Raw genomic sequence first — 19,136 nt, forward strand, 5'->3', positions numbered from 1 at the left:
TTGTATTTGTACTAATCAGACCATACCCTTGTTCACTCCGAATTTCTCATCTGTCTGACATTCTCCGGCAGGCTCTACGTGTACTAAAATATCATATACATTGTCTATGGAGTCTTCTATGCTTTTTTCTACGGCTCCGGCAATTTCGTGTGCCTGTGTGATGGTTATATGAGGATTCACTTCAATGTCGAGAGTGATGATATACCGGTTTCCTATCATTCGTGATCTGACCCGATGCGGATTGCTTGCTCCCGGCACTTTCTCGACGGCTTCGAATATCTTATTGTATACATTGACATCTTTTACACCATCCATAAGTTCTACATTTGAGTCCATGAAAATACTGATGGAAGATTTGATGATAAAGAGACTGATTATCAATCCTGTTATTGAGTCGAGTATGGGTAACTTAAGTAGGAAAGTAAACAGTAAGCCTAATAAAACTCCTGCCGAAATAATGACATCATTACGCATATTAATCGCATTTGCCGTCAGCATGGAGCTGTCTATTTTCTTTCCTTGCTTGTATTGATATGAAGCTAATAGTAGCTTACCGATAATAGAGAATATAGTAACATAGATAGCGATGGCTGACGGTATCTCTTTCATTTCATCGGAAAAGATGTTTTGGATGGATGATATCAACATCTGCATACCAGCATAGAATATCACAAGTGACAGGATTTTAGTCGCGATCCCTTCTGCTTTTTCATAACCGAATACATATTTCTTTGAAGGCGGACGATTCATCACTCTTGCTGTAAAAATCATCACGATAGAGATGAGGACATCGGTTGCCGAGTCGATACCGTCGCCTATTACCGCTAAACTACCGGTAAATAAACCGATTATGATTTTGGATGCGGACAGGATTGCATTGCCGATTGTGCTGATCCATGAGGTTTTGATTAGTATGTTCTCTCTTGACATTGAAGTGACCCTTTATAATTGTTTTGTAATGGATTGGGGGAGCAAAGATAAACATTAATAGGAGTTTGTGATATGAAGTTATGAAAAACTTTTTCCGCCTTTTTAGTAGTTTATGCGTTTTAGTTGTATTATATATAGATGGTCAATTAAAAACAAGACAAATCATTTATTAAATAGTTAACCGCATGTTCAAAAAACTAAGTAGCTCTTTTCTCATTGTGTCAGCTTGTATTTTTTCTTCTTGCACGCCTACCGTCAAGCAAGAAATTGCAATTCTGCCTACCCCCGTTAGTCTGACCGAGCAGTCGGGCTCGTTTGTTTTAAAAGATGGCATGAAGATCGGAGTTTCCGATCAGTCGTTGTTTCCGGCTACCGGATACCTGCAGGAAATTCTTCGGAATGTCGTATCGTCTTCTGTTGAGGTCACTACCGATAAGAGTCAGGTAGGTATGTATTTTCAGTTGAAGGATACTGCTGGAAAGCCCGGCTCTTATAAGCTTGAGTCTACGCCGGAGTATATTCGGGTAGAGGCAACTGACTATTCGGGCATTATTTCTGCTATTACTACTATTCGCCAGTTGCTTCCTGCGGTGACAGAAGTGCAGGGAGAGAAACAGAATTATTCTATTCCTGTCGTGCAAATAGAAGATGCGCCACGATTTGAGTGGCGTGGATTTATGTTGGATGCTTCCCGCCATTTCTGGAATAAAAAAGAAGTGAAGCATATATTAGATCTGATGTCTTTGTATAAACTTAATAAGTTCCATTGGCATCTGTCCGATGATCAGGGCTGGCGTATAGAGATCGAGAAGTACCCGTTGCTTACAGAAAAAGGGGCCTGGCGTAAATTCAATACGCAGGATCGTACCTGTATGGCACGTGCGAAAGAAGAAGATAATACCGATTTCCTGATTCCGGAAGATAAGATACGCATTGTGGAAGGAGATACGCTGTATGGAGGTTATTACACTCATGATGATATAAAAGAAATAGTCGCCTATGCTGCGCAAAGAGGTATCGATGTCATTCCCGAGATTGATATGCCGGGACATTTCCTGGCAGCTATCGGTCAATATCCGGAATTGGCGTGTGACGGATTAATCGGGTGGGGGGAAACTTTCTCTTCTCCTATCTGTCCGGGTAAAGATACAACGCTGGAGTTCTGTCAGAATGTATTCAAAGAAGTTTTTGAACTTTTCCCTTATGAATATGTGCACATGGGTGGTGATGAAGTGGAAAAAGCCAACTGGAAGAAATGTCCTCTTTGTCAGAAACGGATTCGTACGGAGAAATTGGGTTCGGTAGAAGAACTTCAGGCATGGTTTGTACGTGACATGGAGAAATTTTTCCTTGCCAACGGAAAGAAACTCATAGGCTGGGATGAAGTGGTATCCGACGGATTATCTTCCGATGCCACTATTACATGGTGGAGAAGTTGGGCGAAAGATGCATTGCCTACGGCAACTGCACAAAAGCAGAAAGTGATTGTTTGTCCGAATGAATATTTTTATTTCGATTATGCGCAGGATCAGAATTCAGTAAAGAAAATACTTGCGTATGATCCGTGTGCAGACGAGCGGTTATCGCCGGAACAGAAGGAATATATCTGGGGTGTGCAAGCGAATCTCTGGGCTGAATGGATTCCGACAATGAAGCGCATTGAATATTTGATTGTTCCCCGTATGATAGCGTTGAGTGAAATAGCTTGGGCGGAGCCGACAGCTAAACCGGATCTCGAAGAATTCTATCGTCAGCTTGTTCCGCAATTTAAGCGGATGGATGTGATGAGGGTAAATTATAGGGTGCCTGACTTGCAGGGATTCTATAAAGTGAATGCATTTATTGATGAAACAACTGTGGAATTGACTTGCCCGTTACCCGGTACTGAAATACGGTATACGACAGACGGCAGTATGCCTACCAAAGAATCAGCTCTTTATAACGGTGCTTTGGAGGTTGGGAAGGCTACGGATTTCGCTTTCCGCACTTTCCGTCCGGATGGTTCTCCTTCGGATGTGGTGCGTACCAAGTATGTAAAGGCTCCTTATGCAGAGGCGGTGACTGCTCCGGCTGCTTTGCAGCCCGGCTTGAAAGCAGTATGGCACGATTTTCGTGGTAATCTTTGTGCGGATATTGATGCAGCTCCTGTCAAAGGGGAGTATGTGGTGGAATCGGTATCCATTCCCGAAGAGGTGAAAGGAAATATCGGTCTGGTATTGACTGGCTATCTGGAAGTTCCTGCCGATGGTATCTATACATTTGCCCTTCTCTCGGACGACGGTAGCACATTAATGCTTGACGGTGAATTGTTGGGAGATAATGATGGAGCACATTCGCCGGTAGAGATTATTGTGCAGAAGGCTTTGAAAGCCGGGCTTCATCCGATAGAAGTGCGTTACTTCGATTGTAACGGAGGCGTATTGCAGATGGAACTGGTGAATGAAAAAGGTGAAAAAGAAGTATTGCCAAATGCATGGCTGAAACATGAATAACTATTCTGTTGCCTTGTTTGTATTTGAGTGAATCGTTTCTTCTACAGCCTGTTCCTTTGAGTATATCTACTATCAGGAGACTGTCTTCTTAGAAACGATTCACCTCAGACAAACTACATACAAACAAAGCTAAACTTATGCTAAGGTTATCGCTTAAACTGCTATCTTTATACCTTCTTTTTACTGCGGTCTTTTATGTTAAGGTGAAATTAGCTAATTTCTTGTTTCACTTGTTTAGCCCATGCGCTGATACGTTCGTCTGTTTTGCTATCTTCGTTGACTTCGTCAAGTGGAAGACCTACAAACTTACCGTCTACGACGGCAATGGAAGAATCGAAGGTATAGCCTGCAGTGTCTGTTGCTCCACAGAATTTGCAGTGGGTATCTTTCAGATCTTCATAAAGAATACCTATTGCGTCACAGAATGTGTCGCTATACGAGTCAGAGTCGCCGCAACCGAACAGGGCTACAGATTTGTGGGATAAATCACACTTCTTTAAAACTTTTACTCCATTGTACCAGTCGTCTTGAAGTTCGCCTGCTCCCCATGTGGAAGAGCCGAGCACCAATACGTCATATTCATTGACTAACGCCTCTGTTAGCTTGGATACATCAAATACATCTGCCGATGGTACATCTAATTTCTCTGCAATTCGACGGGCAAGGTCTTCTGTTGTTCCGGTTGTAGAACCATAAAATACACCAATTTTATTCATCTTTGATTCGTTTTTAAATGTAACGCTGCAAAGATAGAGGGGCTTAAAGAAATAGGAAATCCCCATTTATAATGGAAGATTTGTCTCCTTCTCATTATAAATGGGGATATATGGAATAAAAATGGTCGATCTTTTTAATGGTGGAACAAGCGGATGCCTGTAAATGCCATTGCCATATTGTATTTGTCGCAAGTTTCAATCACATGATCGTCACGTACTGATCCGCCCGGTTGTGCAATATAGCTAACGCCACTCTTGTGTGCGCGTTCTATATTATCTCCGAATGGGAAGAATGCATCCGATCCTAAAGCTACGCCTGTCATCGTATCCAACCATGCCCGTTTTTCTTCGCGTGTCAGTATTTCCGGCTTTTCAGTGAAGAACTGTTGCCAGATGCCGTCTGCCAGTACGTCGTCATAATCTTCTGAGATGTAAACGTCAATCGTGTTATCACGGTCTGCACGACGGATTTTCTCAATCCACGGCAAGTTCATCACTTTCGGGTGTTGGCGTAAATACCAGATATCTGCTTTATTTCCTGCCAGGCGCGTACAGTGGATACGTGACTGTTGGCCTGCGCCAATACCGATTGCCTGTCCGTCTTTGGCATAACATACAGAATTAGATTGTGTATATTTTAAAGTGATTAAGGCAATGATTAAGTCGCGTTTTGCATCAGCCGGGATTTCCTTGTTCTGCGTAGGCATCTCTTTCAAAAGACTTTCATCGATCTTCAATTCGTTTCTTCCTTGTTCGAAAGTTACTCCGAATACATCTTTATGTTCGATAGGAGCCGGGCGGTATGCAGGATCTATCTTTATTACATTATAGGTTCCTTTTCTTTTATTCTTTAGAATCTCCAGTGCTTCGGGAGTGTAGTCAGGAGCAATGACACCATCGGATACTTCACGGTTGATGATGCGTGCTGTTTCTTCGTCACAAGTGTCGGACAATGCGATAAAGTCTCCGTAAGACGACATGCGGTCTGCTCCACGTGCACGGGCGTATGCTGTAGCCAATGGAGATAGTTTCATGTCGTCTACGAAATAAATCTTTTTCAGCGTGTCGCTCATTTCTACCGCAACAGCAGCACCCGCAGGGCTGACATGTTTAAAAGAAGCGGCAGCCGGCAGTCCGGTAGCTTCTTTCAGTTCTTTCACTAGTTGCCAACTGTTGAATGCATCCAATAGATTGATATAACCGGGACGTCCATTCAACACTTCGATGGGGAGTTCGCCTTCTTTCATGAAGATACGGGCAGGCTTTTGATTAGGGTTGCAGCCGTATTTCAGTTCGAGTTCGTTTGCCATTTTATTAATTATAAATTATGAGTTGCTAATTACAAATTGATAGCGACAAAATTACGAAAAAAAGATAAGCTTGCCTAGACTTGTATTGTAAAATAGTAATATGTAATTAGTATTTAGAATATTGTAATGGTTCAAAATACCTATAAATGGTGATTGCGATTTCGTGAAATATTCCGTTTCTTTGCACTCGCTAAATATAATAGGTAAGATGGATAATTTACAAAAATATAAGCCGACTGATAAGATGATTGATCTTATCAGTGACAATTATTCCTTGTTGCAGGTAATGAGTCGTTTCGGGCTTTCGTTAGGGTTTGGAGATAAAACGGTAAAGGAGGTTTGCGAGCTGAATGGAGTAGATTGCCGTACTTTCCTTATTGTAGTTAATTTTATGGCTGAGGGCTTTTCTCGGTTAGATGGAGATAAAGATGATATTTCCATCCCTGCGTTGATTGATTATCTGCGGCAGGCACACATCTATTTTCTTGATTTTTCTCTTCCCGCCATCCGGCGCAAATTGATTGAAGCCATTGACTGCTCGCAGGACGATGTTGCTTTCCTTATTCTGAAGTTTTTTGATGAATATACCCGTGAAGTGCGTAAACATATGGATTATGAAGAGAAAACCGTATTTAAGTATGTGGATGCGCTAATAGCAGGAAATGCCCCGAAAAACTACCAGATCAGTACATTCTCCAAACATCACGACCAAGTGGGAGAGAAGTTGACCGAACTGAAGAATATCATTATTAAATATTGTCCGGCCAAAGCCAATGAGAATCTTCTGAATGCGGCGCTTTTTGATATTTATGCTTGTGAGGAGGGACTGGAATCTCATTGCAAGATAGAGGACTATATTTTTGTTCCTGCTATTTTGAACCTGGAAAGGAGGATGATGGAAAATGAAAAATAATGAAGTTATCCGGATTGCAATTGCTGAGACTTCTGTAATTATCCGTGGCGGACTGACTGCTGCGTTGAAGCGTCTTCCTAATGTGAAAGTGCAACCTATAGAGTTGCTTTCTATCGAGGCTCTGCATGACTGTGTCCGGACGCAGTGTCCTGATATGCTGATTGTCAATCCGGCTTTCGGTGATTATTTCGATATAGGTAAGTTCCGAGAGGAAACGTCCGGTAAGAAGATACGGGTGATAGCATTGGTCACTTCTTTTGTAGATGCCTCCTTGTTGAGCAAATATGATGAGTCTATTTCTATATTTGATGATTTGGAGAGATTGTCTAAGAAAATCTCCGGTTTGCTGAATGTTCCTTCTGAGGAAGAAGATTTGGAAAATCAGGATGCGCTCAGCCAGCGGGAAAAGGAAATCGTCATCTGTGTGGTAAAAGGAATGACAAATAAAGAAATAGCGGAAAAGCTGTTTTTATCTATTCATACGGTTATCACGCATCGGAGAAATATTAGCAAAAAATTGCAAATACATAGTGCGGCGGGTTTGACTATTTATGCTATTGTAAATAAGTTGGTTACGCTGAATGATGTGAAGGGCTTATAGCAAGGAAAAGTGTTATAAAATATAAAACCGTTTGCGCACACGGAAATTATTCGTACCTTTGCAATGCAATTGGGAAATTGCTGTTAGTTTATAAGGTAAAAGAAAAAATGTAAGGTATTAGATTAAGTAAAGATTTAAGGTATTAAAATTTTTATTCAATAGGAAAGTTTTTATAGTTAGGTAAAAAGGATAACAATAGGTAAAGACGTTTTAGAGGTAAAAAAGAAGATTAGTTTTCAGGAAAAAAATGAGGTACTATGGAAAAGCCTTTTGGCTTTTCTGATGCGGTGGCGAGTGATTCTATAAAAAAAGAATTAACTCGTTTTTTTTATTGCTTGTGAATAAAACGGCAAAATATTGGGGCAGTAGATATTTCGGGTCAGTATAAAAACAAAATCCCGACGAAATCACTTCGGCAGGATCCTATTTCATTTTTACTTAAATGTGGCTACGTAATAAAATTATGACTAATTAATTCAATTCTGATACTGCAAAGATAGTGTATCTCAATATATGTCACAATCCCCTATATAAGGTATATTGCGTAGCTATTCTCATTATTTATAGTTATTGATGGCTGATTTTTCTACTTTTTCCCATTCATTTGTTTCAAAATCATATGATTTGATAACTTTTGCGGGGCAACCGGCACATATCGAATAGGGAGGGACGGAATGAGTGACTATACTTCCGGCAGCTACAACACAATGTTTTCCTAAAGTCACTCCCGGGAGAATGACTGAATTGGCGCCTACCCATACATCATCCTCAATAACAACCGCTTGTGTGCTGACACCCTGTTCGTCAATTCTCTTTTCCACATTTTCATAATTATGATTGAGTCCTGTGACGGTTACATTCTGAGCAAGGTTGACGTGGTTGCCGATAGCGGCCGGACCAATGATTGTATTTCTTAATCCGATTCGTGTATAATCTCCGATGGTCAAGTCGCCGACTGCATTGTTGAGGCAGGAAAAATCCTCAACAACGGAATATCTTCCTAAGGAGAATCGGTTGAAGGGAGGGAGATCTTTGCGAACGCTTCGATAAATCACGGAGCCTTTACCTCGTTTAAGATATACGTAACCGAAGATACGTATCCACCAGTTAGGACGCGTTTTGACAGGATGCATGATGAATCGGTGAACGGCCTGTTTTAAACCGGAGTTTTCTTTAATTCGCTGCTTAAGTGTTTTTTTCTCCATATTGAGTGTTTTTTCTTCTTTTTGTCTTCTACCAGATAATCCGGAATCGCCAGACTGTATACAATGAATAAACCGAATAATATGCTCCACCATCCAAATGATGACGTCCAGTTATATGCTGTCATCAGTAAAGCATAGATACCGACGAAGATGCACAATTTCAGCGGAGAGGGTATCAATAGCTGCATAATCCGATTAAGGAAACTCCAGTTCCCTTCTAATAGAGAGGGGAGCAAATAAGAGATCATTTTTCGGGGGCGTTTCCGATAAGGAGAGGTCGGATAGGATTCGCAGTAAACAATGGCTTCCGGCAGATAGTCGATATATATGTTCTGTCGAAGTAACTTCCGTTCGATATTGGTTTTGGAACTTTTCAGGTTTTTCTGTAACCATGCCAGATCAATAGCCATATTGGTTCCAAGCAAATTGGATGATAACCCGAATTGCGTATTGCCTGCCCTGTGCAGGCTGTTTTTTATTTCATCACGCATCACTCGAAATTTGAAACGAAATCCCTTGCAGCCTTTTACGAGTGTATGTAGCTGGATTGCCTGTATTCCGGCATCATAAGCGTCATAAATCTTGTCCAACAGTTGTGGGGACAGAGTGCGGGCAGTATCAGGCAGGATAAGAGCCAAGTCGTAATGTTCTTTGTCTAAACTGATGATACCTTGATATAGATCGTTGTATGTGATGAATTCGTAGGGTGATTCTTTCCCATATAAATCGGGAAGGGGACTGCTTTCACGAATAAGGATGGCGCAGCGATATTTTTTTTGAGCTTTAGGGTATGTGATATGTCTGAAATGTGAAGCGGTGGATAATACAAAAAAATATAGAAACAGAATCCCTGTAAGGAAGAATGCCAGATCATCTATTATGTAGATATAAGAGTCCATCACTTAAGGGAAGTTATACGTTCTCTTTTTGAATAAATGCAGTAACTGTCTTTAGAATAATCTTTATATCCAGCCAGAAAGAAAAAGTTTTGGCATAAATGATATCCAATTGTTTACGTTCTTCAGCGGAAAGTTTGCCTGCTTCACCTCTTTTCTCTACCTGCCATAGACCAGTTAGCCCGGCAGGACCTATGAAGCGGTCGATGTGTTCGTCACTAGTCAGTAGTTCGGCTTCATAGAGTGGGAGAGGTCGATTGCCGACTATCGACATATCCCCTTTTAAGATATTAAAAAGCTGCGGTAACTCGTCGATACTGTATTTGCGGATAAAGCGTCCTATCTTTGTTATTCTCGGATCATTTTCCAGTTTAACAAAAGCATTGCTTTTCTCTTTGGATTTTTTGTGAATATAATCTTCTTCGGAGATAACGAAATCATCGGATACTAAAAGAATTTCTTCTTCATCGCCTTCTTCATTCATGTCTGTATCGATGTCTTCTCCCCATATATCGGGCTCCTCTTCTTCCTGCTGGTATTGGTTAAGAGCATTGAAATCTTTCAGATGCTTGTCCGCGTCAGTATACATGGAACGGAATTTGAGAAAATCAAATATCTGATAGTTGCTTCCGACTCGTTTGGATTTATAGATGACTGCTCCTTTACTTTCCAAGCGAATGGCTAATGCAGTAAATATCAAAAGAGGGGAAAGACATAATATAGCCATTCCCGAAAATAATATATCAAAGATTCGTTTCCATAAAGGTAACTGGAAAGCTTTGATATTTTGTGCCTTGAGCTGGAGATCTTTTATTTTCTGCTCCTTGCGGCGTTTGAGAAAAGTTGATAAGTCTGTTAAGGCTTCATGAGTCATTTCAAATTTAATGGTATTGTTGATTCCGGCTTTCAGATATTGTGCCGCTTCTTCTTTAGACAACGAATCCATAACAAGTACCATGTAAAGTCCCGGATATTTCTTGCGCATATACCGGACATCTGCAATATCTTTGGAGAGGTCTACTTGTTCAAAAAATAGAGCTATATCATATTTTTCACGTATTTTGTCTACTGCTTTAATAGCTTTGCTACAATTTGGCACAGCATAAAATACCCCTACATTTAATTTGGAAAACAACTCTATCGTCTTGCTATCTCTACCTATATAAATAAAATATTGCATGTAGCAGCCTGGTATTAGTCAATAATCTTTTTGATTCGGACTTTGAGTTCCAATGGGTTGAATGGCTTTAATATGTAGTCTTCCGCGCCTTCTTCCAATAGTCTGATTCTTTCCGTCGTGCTTTCCTCACTGGATAACATGACAATAGGGATTGACTTGAATAATTCATTATTTTTCATGTATCTTAAGAACTCGTCTCCTGTCATGAGAGGCATGCGGATATCCGATATGATAAGATCGGGTATATTGCCCTCGTTCAGCCATTCGATAGCTTTGATAGGATCTTCCCGATAGGTAAAATCATAATCTTTTCCTAAGTATACACTGGCTACTTTTCCAATTGTCGCTTTATCGTCGACTAGTAATATTTTCTTTTTCATACGAATAGACCTTTCTGTCGCTTGTTTTGTTATCAGGTTTATAGATAAGTTTGTTGTTACATAAAATTTACAAGTAGTGCAAATATAAATATTATTTTAGAATAACACCTATATTTAAACAAATAAAATCAAATAAGTATGATAATAGGCTTCTATTTCAAACTTTAGTGATTTCTCCTATCAGACAAGAGTTCATTTTGTACCGAATGTCTTGGTTGGATAATCCGTGTCCCAGCAGAAACATCAGTTTCGTAATGGCGCATTCGGGGGTACTGTCATATCCGCTGATAACACCGGCTTCCAAAAGATGCATTCCTGTTTCATAACGTCCCATTTCCACAGCTCCGGACGCGCATTGGGTAATGTTGACAATGATGATTCCACGTTCTGTCGCTTCCTTTAGCTGGCGGATAAACCATTCTTTTTGCGGTGCATTTCCCGATCCGAAAGTCTTCATTACGACAGCCTTCAGTCCCGGAACATGAAGGAGAGAGGTCACGATACTTTCTTGAATGCCGGGAAAGAGCGTCAGAATAACGACATTGGTATCAAATAAATAATGTGGCTTTAACGGTTTTGTCGGATCGGGTTTGCGAATCAAGTTAGGCTCATATTTGATATGGATGCCTACCCGTGCTAATGGTGGGTAGTTGAAAGAACGAAATGCGTTGAAGTTTTCCGCATTGATTTTGGTTGTACGGTTGCCACGCATCAAATGATTTTCAAAAAATATGCAAACCTCAGGAACGATGGCTGTTCCGTCCGAGTTCTTGGCGGCAGCGATTTCAATGGCTGTGATAAGGTTTTCTTTTCCATCCGTCCGTAAAGTCCCGATAGGAAGCTGTGAACCTGTGAGGATGACAGGCTTGCTTAGGTTTTCGAGCATAAAACTTAATGCGGAAGCTGTGTAAGCCATAGTGTCCGTTCCGTGAAGAATGACAAAGCCATCGAAATAGTCGTAATTATAATTGATAATCTTTACCAGTTTTGCCCAGTAAGCAGGTTCCATATCCGAAGAGTCGAGAGGTGGTTCGAATTGATAGGAAGAGATGCGGTAGTTGAATCTTTTTAATTCGGGTACATGCTTGAGTAGATGATCGAAGTTAAAGTTTTCTAAGGCACCAGTTTCCGGATTTTCTATCATTCCGATCGTTCCACCCGTGTAAATTAACAAAACGGAAGGGGTCTCTGCTCTCATAATTGTTGAACTACTGTTAAAATATTGGCAAAGATATGAAATAATTGTGATTTATGATTGATGAGTTTTCGAATAATTTTGTGGATTCCTCATTTGTATGAATAAGTTGTGGCGGGAAATCTAAAAAAGATGGTTGCTTCTTTTAGATTTCCCGCCATCTTTTTATAAAAGATGTAGGCAAAGCGTGAGAGAGGATTTAACGACTCAGAGTAAACTGCTGATCCACATCAATAAATCATTTCAACCCAGCTTTTAATTTGAGTATTGCTTTCTCCGGATCTTTTTCTTCTTCAAGCAAAGTAACGAATCTGCTGCCTATGATTGCTCCGGAGGCGTGTTCGCAAGCAGCTTGAAAAGTCGCTTTATTGGAGATTCCGAACCCTACCATTAGCGGATTGTTGAGGTGCATATTCTCTATTTTTTTGAAATAGGCCCGCTTCTGCTCATTGAAATCCTGTTGTGCTCCGGTGGTTGCCGCTGATGAAACCATATAGATAAAACCATCCGTATGAGCATCGATTTCCCGCACGCGTTCTTCGCTGGTCTCCGGGGTAATAAGCATAATCACCTTGATACCATATCGTTCGGCGATGATTCGGTATTGTTCCTGGTAATCACGGAAAGGGAGATCAGGGATAATGACGCCGTCGATACCACATTCTACACATCTACGGCAGAAATTTTCAAATCCGAATTGCATGATCGGATTTAAGTATCCCATTAATATCAATGGAATTTTTACATCCTTTCGAATATCCCGTAGTTGTTCAAAAAGAAGTTTTAAAGACATACCGTTGCGTAAAGATTGAGTAGCGGCATTCTGAATGACAATGCCGTCCGCCATCGGGTCGCTGAAAGGGATTCCGATTTCGATCATGTCGACTCCGTTTTTTTCGAGAGTACGGATTACGTGAGCAGTACCTTCTAAAGTAGGATCACCGGCGCAGAAATAGATAGAAAGTATGTCTTTCTTATCGCTATTGAAAAGTTGATTGATTCTATTCATGATTATTGAGTTTTTTAATTATGATTTTAATTCATTTAGGAATGTTCGGATCCGGTCTGTATCTTTCTTTCCGGGTTTCACTTCAAAACGACTATTGAGGTCGTATCCGGCAAGGAGGGGATGGCTGAATCCCTTGAGAGAATGGGTGCTGCAGGAATGGATTCCTCCGCTTAATATAAAAGGTACGTGTCCTTTGTATGTATGCAATATATTCCAGTCAAATTGATTCCCCGAACCGCCATATTGTTCGCATTTAGTGTCGAACAGGAAAAAATCGCAAGCTTTTTCATATTCATATACCTTTGTCAAGTCTTTGGGTAGGGCTATCGAAAATGCTTTGATGATTTTCAGTCTCCTCTCTTGTAGTGACCGGCAATATTCCGGTGATTCCGTCCCATGCAGTTGTACATAGTCAAGCCCAAAACGGTCAGCATACATACTGACTGTCGGCTTATCTGCATTTACAAATACTCCGACACGCTTGGCGTGAATAGGAAGATAAGCGGGAAGTTCATAGATATATCTCGGAGATTTGGGATAAAAAATAAATCCCAGCATATCAATACCTTCGAGCGCTTCTACGTCCCGTATGTTTTCTGCTTCACACATTCCGCAAACTTTGATGATTTTTCCGTTGATCATAGGGTTGTCTGTTTTTAGGCGATTGGTTATTGCATTGCTTGCAGGAAATTCTGTAAGGTTTCTCCCGGATGTTCCGTTTTCATCAATGTCTCGCCGATCAGGAATCCGCGAAATCCGGCTGTCCGAAGGCGTTTCACTATTTCAGGATTGGAGATGCCACTTTCTGATACCAATACAGAATCTTGGGGGAGTTGTTCGGCGAGACGGAAAGAGTTTTCCACATCCGTAAAGAAAGTTCCTAAATTACGGTTGTTAACGCCTATCATATCTATTTTCTTATTGATATATGATAGTTCTTCAGTGTTGTGAATTTCCAATAAGACCTCCAAACCCAGCGAGTGGGCTTTCTCTGCCAGTTCATTGCACTTTTCCAGTTCTAGTGCGGCTGCGATGAGAAGTACGGCATCTGCACCGACAATTTTAGCTTGGTAAAGCTGGTATTCGTCAATGATGAAGTCTTTTCTAAGAATGGGAATTTCCACCAAAGGGCGTGCGGCGCGGATATCTTTCAGGCTTCCTCCGAAAAACTTCTTATCAGTAAGGATGGAAAGGGCGGAGGCACCTGCCGCTGCATAGGAGGGAACGATCTCTTCCGGACGCGCTTCTTCTTGTATCCATCCTTTGGAAGGAGAGCGTCGCTTGAACTCGGCGATGATTCCTGATGCGGAAGAGGCTAATGCTTGCTTCATAGAGCGGGGAGTCGGAGATTCGCTAATACCTTCCTGTAATTGTTCGATAGAAATAGCCCGCTTTTGCAGGTCAACTTCAAATCGTTTGTTTGCTATAATCTCGGATAATATATCTTTCATCAGTTCGTTGGTTTTTATATTTATGATCAGACTTATTGATTTATGATTAGACGATTTACGATGCACGATTGATATCACTTTTGAAATCATAAACACATGTACACGCACGGATCTTTTTTTGTAATACTAACTTCAATCGTACATTGTAAATTGTCTAATCGTAAATCAAATTAACTATTTAACTCAATGAATTTCTTCAAAGTTGCTAATGCACGTCCGCTTTCCAATGATTCTTTGGCAAGAGCAATACATTCTTCAATTGTCTTTTCCGGACGAATCACATGGATAGCGAAAGCGGAGTTGACTATCACTACATTTTTTTGAGCTTCCGTAGCTGTATTATTCATGATATGATCGAAAATCTTAGCTGCATCTTCCGGTGTTTGTCCGCCATCCAGATCAATATCCTTATAACGGGAGAAGCCGAGGCTTTCGGGAGTGTAAATCTTTTCATGATCGCTGGTTGCCACTTTAAACTCATTGGTCAGAGAAATCTCATCATATCCGTCAAGGCTATGAACAACGGCAAATTTCGTCTTGCTTTCCTGATAAGTATAGGTGTAAAGGCGAAGTAACGGTAGATTGTAAACTCCTAACAGTTGGTAAGCAGGTAATACCGGATTTACCAATGGACCGAGCATATTGAAGAAAGTGCGCACTGCCAATCCTTTACGAACCGGAGCTACTGCTTTTAATGCCGGATTGAATAAAGGGGCATGTAGATAAGCAAGATTGCATTTTTCCATGCTGCGACGCAGTTGGTCTACATCACTGGTGAATTTTACACCGTGTTGCTCCATTACATTACTGGCACCACTGACCGACGTTGCTCCATAGTTACCATGTTTCACAACCGGGAAGCCGGCTCCGGCAACTGTGAAGCAGGAAGCTGTAGAAATATTGAATGTGTTTTTTCCGTCACCTCCGGTTCCTACGATATCAATCGGAGCGAAATCACTCAAATCGACCGGAATACGCATTTCCAACAGTGCGTCACGGAAACCGCATAATTCCTCTACGGAAATATTACGCATCAGAAAGACGGTGATGAGTGAGGCCACTTGCACATCGTTATATTTCCCTTGCGCGATGTTCTGTAGAATGGTGCGCGCTTCATCGCGTCCCAAATATTGATGTTCGAAAAGTTTGTATAGAATCTGTTTCATAAGTTCAATCGTTTAAGAAGTTTTTGATAATTTCTTTTCCTTGCGGAGTTAATACTGATTCGGGATGGAACTGAATACCATGTACATTATATGTTTTATGGCGGATTGCCATGATTTGTCCCTCCTGGCTTTCTGCTGTTATTTCCAGACAGTCCGGAAAGCCTTCCCGGCTGACTACCCAGGAATGATATCTTCCAACAGGGATTTCTTTTCCTAATCCTTCAAAAAGCAGGTCCTGACGAAGGATACTTACCGGAGTTTGTACACCATGATATACTTCTTTGAGGTTTTCCAGACGTGCTCCGAAGGCTTCGCCGATAGCCTGATGACCCAAGCAGACCCCCAGAATGCTTTTGGTCGGAGCGTATCTCTTAATAATAGGTAGTAACAATCCGGCTTCTTCGGGTATGCCCGGTCCGGGAGACAGGATGATTTTATCAAAACGATCTACTTCATCAAGTTCTATCTGGTCGTTGCGGACTACTTCTACATCTGTAGCCCCTAATTCTTTCACTACATGCAGCAGGTTATAGGTGAAAGAGTCGTAGTTATCTAAAAGTAATATTTTCATTTTTGATTTTTAATTTTAATTAGTTTGTTTACCAATTTTATGCAGCCATCGTGCATAGCTCTATGCAACCATCGTGTATAGCTCTATGCAGCCGTCGTGCATAACTCTATGCAATCATCGTGCATAATTTGGGAGTGAGTTACTATCTTTGGCTAATTTTTTAAATTGACTGCTAGGTCAATCGCCTTTTTCAGTGCTCCCAGTTTATTGTTCACCTCTTGCAGTTCGTATTCATCCTGGCTGCGTGCTACGATACCTCCTCCGGCCTGGAACCAGAGTTCGTTGTTGCGGCTTACAAAAGTACGGATGGTGATTGCTTGGTTTAATTCGCCATTCAATCCGATAAAACCGATACAACCACCGTAGGCTCCACGATTATGTGGCTCGATTTCACTGATTAACTGCATAGCGCGTACTTTGGGGGCACCGCTTAACGTACCGGCCGGGAATGTGTCAATAAACGTTTTTATTTTGTCGGCGCCTTCATTCAGCATACCACTGACACGGCTTACCAAATGAATAACATGGCTATAATATTGCGGTTCCTTATAGAATACCACGCGTACATCATGGCAATTACGTGAAAGATCGTTTCTTGCAAGATCAACCAGCATGACATGCTCTGCATTTTCTTTAGGGTCGGCCAGTAAAGCTTCTGTCAATTCGCGGTCTTTTACTGTGTCTCCCGTGCGACGGGTGGTTCCGGCAATCGGATCAATGTAGGCGCGGCCGTTTTCGATTTTGCAATGTGTTTCCGGCGAAGAACCAAAGATACGATATCCTCCGAAGTCGAAGTAGAAAAGATAAGGAGAAGGATTGATGCTGCGGAGTGCGCGATAAACTTTGAAATCATCTCCGGCGTATGGTTGGATAAATCTTCTGGAAAGCACGATTTGGAAAACATCTCCGCGCATACAGTGTGCGATTCCTTTGCGCACATTTGCTTTGTGCTCTTCGTCGGTGATGGGGCTGGTTACGGGGCCTGTTACAGAGAAATTGTAGGAAGCATAATTCCGGTTTTCGATGGCTGCTTCCAGTTCCGGCAAACCGCTTTCTTCTCCTTCGGACAACATTTCAACTAATGTCAGCTCATTTTTGAAATGATTGAAAACAATGACATACTTATATAATATGTATAGTAAATCCGGAGCATCGTTTTGCTCATCATGACTTTCTTTTACCGGGATGTGCTCGAAGTACTTCACGGCATTAAACGTCGTATATCCGTAAAGTCCGCACACATTCTTATTATCTCCGGTCACCTGGAACTGATTGATAAACCGGTTCATGGCCTTTTCTACATTGAATGTTTTTGTCAGCGGTTCTTCCGTACGGCTATTATCGGGATAGTTGGCAGTGACAATGCCACCGTTTACACCGATGCTTGCCAAGGGACAAAGGGCTATAAATGACAGGGAATTTTCTCCGGCATGATAATCGGAACTTTCCATTAATGCGGATTGAGGATACATGTCGCGCACTTTCAGATAAATGCTGACGGGAGTATGCATATCTCCGAGCACTTGTTTGCTATGGGTAGTATAATTAAATGTTTTCATTTCTATAATTGCTTGATTATTGATTGCGAATGATGGTTGACTAATTATTTATAGCTGTTCGTTAAACGACAAATAGGTTTCAATATCTTTGTCTCCTCGTCCCGAAACAGTCAATACAACGATATCTTCCGGCTTGAACTTCAATTTTTTCAAAGCTCCTAATGCATGGGCGGATTCCAATGCAGGGATAATACCTTCGAGTTTGGTTAGTTCGTAGGCAGCTTCTATCGCTTCGTCGTCGTTGATTGCCAATACGTTGGCACGGCTTTGGGCGGCAAGGTTAGCGTGTATCGGACCAATGCCCGGATAATCCAGTCCGGCGGAAATGGAGTATGGCTCCTCTATCTGTCCGTCCTCGTTTTGGATGACGTAGGTACGTGCTCCGTGGATAATTCCCATTTTGCCGAGTTGGATGGTAGCGGCGGTCATTCCGGTCTCTATTCCTTTACCTCCCGCTTCCGCCAGGATAATGCCTACCCGTTCGTCGTTGATATAATGATAAATCGTTCCGGCAGCATTACTTCCTCCTCCCACGCAGGCTATCAGATAATCCGGATAATCACGTCCTTCTTTTTCTTGCAGTTGCTTTTTGATTTCTTCGCTGATAACAGATTGCAGGCGTGCCACCATGTCAGGGTAGGGATGAGGACCTACGGTAGATCCGATGATATAATAAGTGTCGGCAGGATGACAGCACCAGTCGCGGATCGCTTCGTTGGTTGCGTCTTTCAGAGTCATGTTGCCGGAAGTAACGGGGATAACGGTAGCTCCCAACATTTTCATTTTCTCTACATTGATGTGCTGGCGTTCTACATCCGTCTTTCCCATATAAACGATACATTCCATATCCATCAATGCACAGACGGTAGCTGTTGCTACTCCATGTTGTCCGGCTCCGGTTTCGGCGATGATACGCTTCTTTCCCATGCGGCGTGCCAGTAAGATTTGTCCGATGGTATTGTTGATTTTGTGAGCACCTGTATGATTCAGGTCTTCCCGCTTCAGATACAATTTGCAACCGTATTTTTCAGAAAGACGTTTGGCTAGATAGAGTGGGGAGGGACGTCCTACGTAGTCACGTAGCAACTGGTCGAATTCTTTTTTAAAATCTTCGCTTTCAATCACTTCGAGGTACTTATTCGTTAGTTCCTCAACACATTTGTGGAGGATTTCCGGTACGTAAGCACCGCCGAATTCTCCGTAATAGCCATCCTGGTCAACTAAAAAACTTTTCATAATCCTATATCTATTTTTATGTTATTATTGAATCTGTTTTGAAACGGGGGTAAATAAAAAGAGCCCTGTCGCAGGTTGCGACAGGGCTCTTTCAAATTTGTTATATCTTTAATGAGGTATATACATACGAGCACTGCTCCCTTACGACTGTCGGAGTTGTAACGGGCGCCACCACCAATATGTATTTACTAACATTGTTCTCATTGTCTTTTGTAATTTTATGGGGGCAAATATAGACACTTTGTTTGAAACAGCAAACAAAATATGACTTTTTTTCTCTTTTGCCTTCATTTTTCTGATATAGAACAATTTTCAACCTGAACTGT

18 protein-coding genes are annotated in these 19,136 nt (G+C 41.5%); 3 read left to right on the forward strand and 15 right to left on the reverse strand.

Annotation, left to right across the window (positions count from 1 at the left end; genetic code table 11):
• Positions 1–15: 15 nt before the first annotated feature.
• Positions 16–930 (reverse strand): cation diffusion facilitator family transporter, encoded by a 915-nt coding sequence (locus BACFIN_RS11720; protein ID WP_007752167.1) that lies wholly within the window; start codon positions 928–930, stop codon positions 16–18.
• 185 nt (positions 931–1,115) lie between these two features.
• On the opposite strand from BACFIN_RS11720, the gene BACFIN_RS11715 reads away from it, so the two are divergent.
• Complete coding sequence (locus tag BACFIN_RS11715) at positions 1,116–3,422, forward strand: family 20 glycosylhydrolase (protein ID WP_007752170.1); 2,307 nt, start codon at positions 1,116–1,118, stop codon at positions 3,420–3,422.
• A gap of 209 nt (positions 3,423–3,631) precedes the next feature.
• Here BACFIN_RS11715 and fldA read toward each other — a convergent pair whose 3' ends face one another.
• Entirely contained in the window at positions 3,632–4,138 is a 507-nt protein-coding gene (fldA, locus tag BACFIN_RS11710; protein WP_032839507.1) for a flavodoxin FldA, read from the reverse strand.
• Positions 4,139–4,272: 134 nt separating this feature from the next.
• Positions 4,273–5,448: a phosphoribosylaminoimidazolecarboxamide formyltransferase gene (locus BACFIN_RS11705; RefSeq protein ID WP_007752176.1), complete on the reverse strand. Its 1,176-nt coding sequence runs from the start codon at positions 5,446–5,448 to the stop codon at positions 4,273–4,275.
• A 208-nt stretch (positions 5,449–5,656) separates the two neighbouring features.
• Here BACFIN_RS11705 and BACFIN_RS11700 point away from each other — a divergent pair, with 208 nt between their 5' ends.
• The gene (locus tag BACFIN_RS11700) at positions 5,657–6,361 is read left to right on the forward strand and encodes a hemerythrin domain-containing protein (protein ID WP_007752179.1); all 705 of its coding nucleotides are present in this window, start codon (positions 5,657–5,659) and stop codon (positions 6,359–6,361) included.
• Positions 6,351–6,962: a response regulator transcription factor gene (locus BACFIN_RS11695; RefSeq protein ID WP_007752182.1), complete on the forward strand. Its 612-nt coding sequence runs from the start codon at positions 6,351–6,353 to the stop codon at positions 6,960–6,962. Before BACFIN_RS11700 ends, BACFIN_RS11695 begins: the two co-directional genes overlap by 11 nt.
• Before the next feature lie 557 nt (positions 6,963–7,519).
• On the opposite strand, the gene BACFIN_RS11690 is transcribed toward BACFIN_RS11695, so the two are convergent.
• The 12 genes from BACFIN_RS11690 to trpB form a co-directional block, all read right to left on the reverse strand.
• A complete protein-coding gene (locus tag BACFIN_RS11690) occupies positions 7,520–8,167 on the reverse strand; it encodes an acyltransferase (RefSeq protein ID WP_007752183.1) in 648 nt (215 codons plus the stop codon).
• Positions 8,119–9,069 carry a glycosyltransferase family 2 protein gene (locus BACFIN_RS11685; protein WP_032839510.1) on the reverse strand — a complete coding sequence of 317 codons (951 nt, stop codon included), beginning with the start codon at positions 9,067–9,069 and terminating at the stop codon, positions 8,119–8,121. The genes BACFIN_RS11690 and BACFIN_RS11685 overlap by 49 nt, the downstream gene beginning before the upstream one ends.
• A gap of 10 nt (positions 9,070–9,079) precedes the next feature.
• Positions 9,080–10,243 carry a sugar transferase gene (locus BACFIN_RS11680; protein ID WP_007752189.1) on the reverse strand — a complete coding sequence of 388 codons (1,164 nt, stop codon included), beginning with the start codon at positions 10,241–10,243 and terminating at the stop codon, positions 9,080–9,082.
• Positions 10,244–10,257: 14 nt separating this feature from the next.
• On the reverse strand, positions 10,258–10,623 hold the full coding sequence (locus tag BACFIN_RS11675; protein WP_007752190.1) for a response regulator: 366 nt from the start codon (positions 10,621–10,623) through the stop codon (positions 10,258–10,260).
• Positions 10,624–10,780: 157 nt separating this feature from the next.
• Positions 10,781–11,821 carry an asparaginase gene (locus tag BACFIN_RS11670; RefSeq protein ID WP_007752197.1) on the reverse strand — a complete coding sequence of 347 codons (1,041 nt, stop codon included), beginning with the start codon at positions 11,819–11,821 and terminating at the stop codon, positions 10,781–10,783.
• 235 nt (positions 11,822–12,056) lie between these two features.
• Positions 12,057–12,827 (reverse strand): tryptophan synthase subunit alpha, encoded by a 771-nt coding sequence (gene trpA / locus BACFIN_RS11665; RefSeq protein ID WP_007752200.1) that lies wholly within the window; start codon positions 12,825–12,827, stop codon positions 12,057–12,059.
• An 18-nt stretch (positions 12,828–12,845) separates the two neighbouring features.
• A complete protein-coding gene (locus BACFIN_RS11660; RefSeq protein ID WP_007752203.1) occupies positions 12,846–13,469 on the reverse strand; it encodes a phosphoribosylanthranilate isomerase in 624 nt (207 codons plus the stop codon).
• Positions 13,470–13,495: 26 nt separating this feature from the next.
• Positions 13,496–14,278 carry an indole-3-glycerol phosphate synthase TrpC gene (gene trpC / locus BACFIN_RS11655; protein ID WP_032839511.1) on the reverse strand — a complete coding sequence of 261 codons (783 nt, stop codon included), beginning with the start codon at positions 14,276–14,278 and terminating at the stop codon, positions 13,496–13,498.
• A 170-nt stretch (positions 14,279–14,448) separates the two neighbouring features.
• Positions 14,449–15,444 carry an anthranilate phosphoribosyltransferase gene (gene trpD / locus BACFIN_RS11650; protein WP_004316609.1) on the reverse strand — a complete coding sequence of 332 codons (996 nt, stop codon included), beginning with the start codon at positions 15,442–15,444 and terminating at the stop codon, positions 14,449–14,451.
• A 4-nt stretch (positions 15,445–15,448) separates the two neighbouring features.
• Entirely contained in the window at positions 15,449–16,015 is a 567-nt protein-coding gene (locus BACFIN_RS11645) for an anthranilate synthase component II (protein ID WP_007752210.1), read from the reverse strand.
• Positions 16,016–16,167: 152 nt separating this feature from the next.
• Positions 16,168–17,574: an anthranilate synthase component I family protein gene (locus BACFIN_RS11640; protein WP_007752214.1), complete on the reverse strand. Its 1,407-nt coding sequence runs from the start codon at positions 17,572–17,574 to the stop codon at positions 16,168–16,170.
• Positions 17,575–17,622: 48 nt separating this feature from the next.
• On the reverse strand, positions 17,623–18,810 hold the full coding sequence (trpB, locus tag BACFIN_RS11635) for a tryptophan synthase subunit beta (RefSeq protein ID WP_007752215.1): 1,188 nt from the start codon (positions 18,808–18,810) through the stop codon (positions 17,623–17,625).
• Positions 18,811–19,136 lie beyond the last annotated feature (326 nt).

It is taken from the genome of Bacteroides finegoldii DSM 17565 (assembly GCF_000156195.1).
Classification (GTDB): domain Bacteria; phylum Bacteroidota; class Bacteroidia; order Bacteroidales; family Bacteroidaceae; genus Bacteroides; species Bacteroides finegoldii.

Bases quoted from the DNA above. Each gene is read 5' to 3' on its own strand.
- BACFIN_RS11720 (WP_007752167.1), bottom strand. From the start codon at position 930: ATGTCAAGAGAGAACATACTAATCAAAACCTCATGGATCAGCACAATC.
- BACFIN_RS11715 (WP_007752170.1), top strand. From the start codon at position 1,116: ATGTTCAAAAAACTAAGTAGCTCTTTTCTCATTGTGTCAGCTTGTATT.
- fldA (WP_032839507.1), bottom strand. From the start codon at position 4,138: ATGAATAAAATTGGTGTATTTTATGGTTCTACAACCGGAACAACAGAA.
- BACFIN_RS11705 (WP_007752176.1), bottom strand. From the start codon at position 5,448: ATGGCAAACGAACTCGAACTGAAATACGGCTGCAACCCTAATCAAAAG.
- BACFIN_RS11700 (WP_007752179.1), top strand. From the start codon at position 5,657: ATGGATAATTTACAAAAATATAAGCCGACTGATAAGATGATTGATCTT.
- BACFIN_RS11695 (WP_007752182.1), top strand. From the start codon at position 6,351: ATGAAAAATAATGAAGTTATCCGGATTGCAATTGCTGAGACTTCTGTA.
- BACFIN_RS11690 (WP_007752183.1), bottom strand. From the start codon at position 8,167: ATGGAGAAAAAAACACTTAAGCAGCGAATTAAAGAAAACTCCGGTTTA.
- BACFIN_RS11680 (WP_007752189.1), bottom strand. From the start codon at position 10,243: ATGCAATATTTTATTTATATAGGTAGAGATAGCAAGACGATAGAGTTG.
- BACFIN_RS11675 (WP_007752190.1), bottom strand. From the start codon at position 10,623: ATGAAAAAGAAAATATTACTAGTCGACGATAAAGCGACAATTGGAAAA.
- BACFIN_RS11670 (WP_007752197.1), bottom strand. From the start codon at position 11,821: ATGAGAGCAGAGACCCCTTCCGTTTTGTTAATTTACACGGGTGGAACG.
- trpA (WP_007752200.1), bottom strand. From the start codon at position 12,827: ATGAATAGAATCAATCAACTTTTCAATAGCGATAAGAAAGACATACTT.
- BACFIN_RS11660 (WP_007752203.1), bottom strand. From the start codon at position 13,469: ATGATCAACGGAAAAATCATCAAAGTTTGCGGAATGTGTGAAGCAGAA.
- trpC (WP_032839511.1), bottom strand. From the start codon at position 14,278: ATGAAAGATATATTATCCGAGATTATAGCAAACAAACGATTTGAAGTT.
- trpD (WP_004316609.1), bottom strand. From the start codon at position 15,444: ATGAAACAGATTCTATACAAACTTTTCGAACATCAATATTTGGGACGC.
- BACFIN_RS11645 (WP_007752210.1), bottom strand. From the start codon at position 16,015: ATGAAAATATTACTTTTAGATAACTACGACTCTTTCACCTATAACCTG.
- BACFIN_RS11640 (WP_007752214.1), bottom strand. From the start codon at position 17,574: ATGAAAACATTTAATTATACTACCCATAGCAAACAAGTGCTCGGAGAT.
- trpB (WP_007752215.1), bottom strand. From the start codon at position 18,810: ATGAAAAGTTTTTTAGTTGACCAGGATGGCTATTACGGAGAATTCGGC.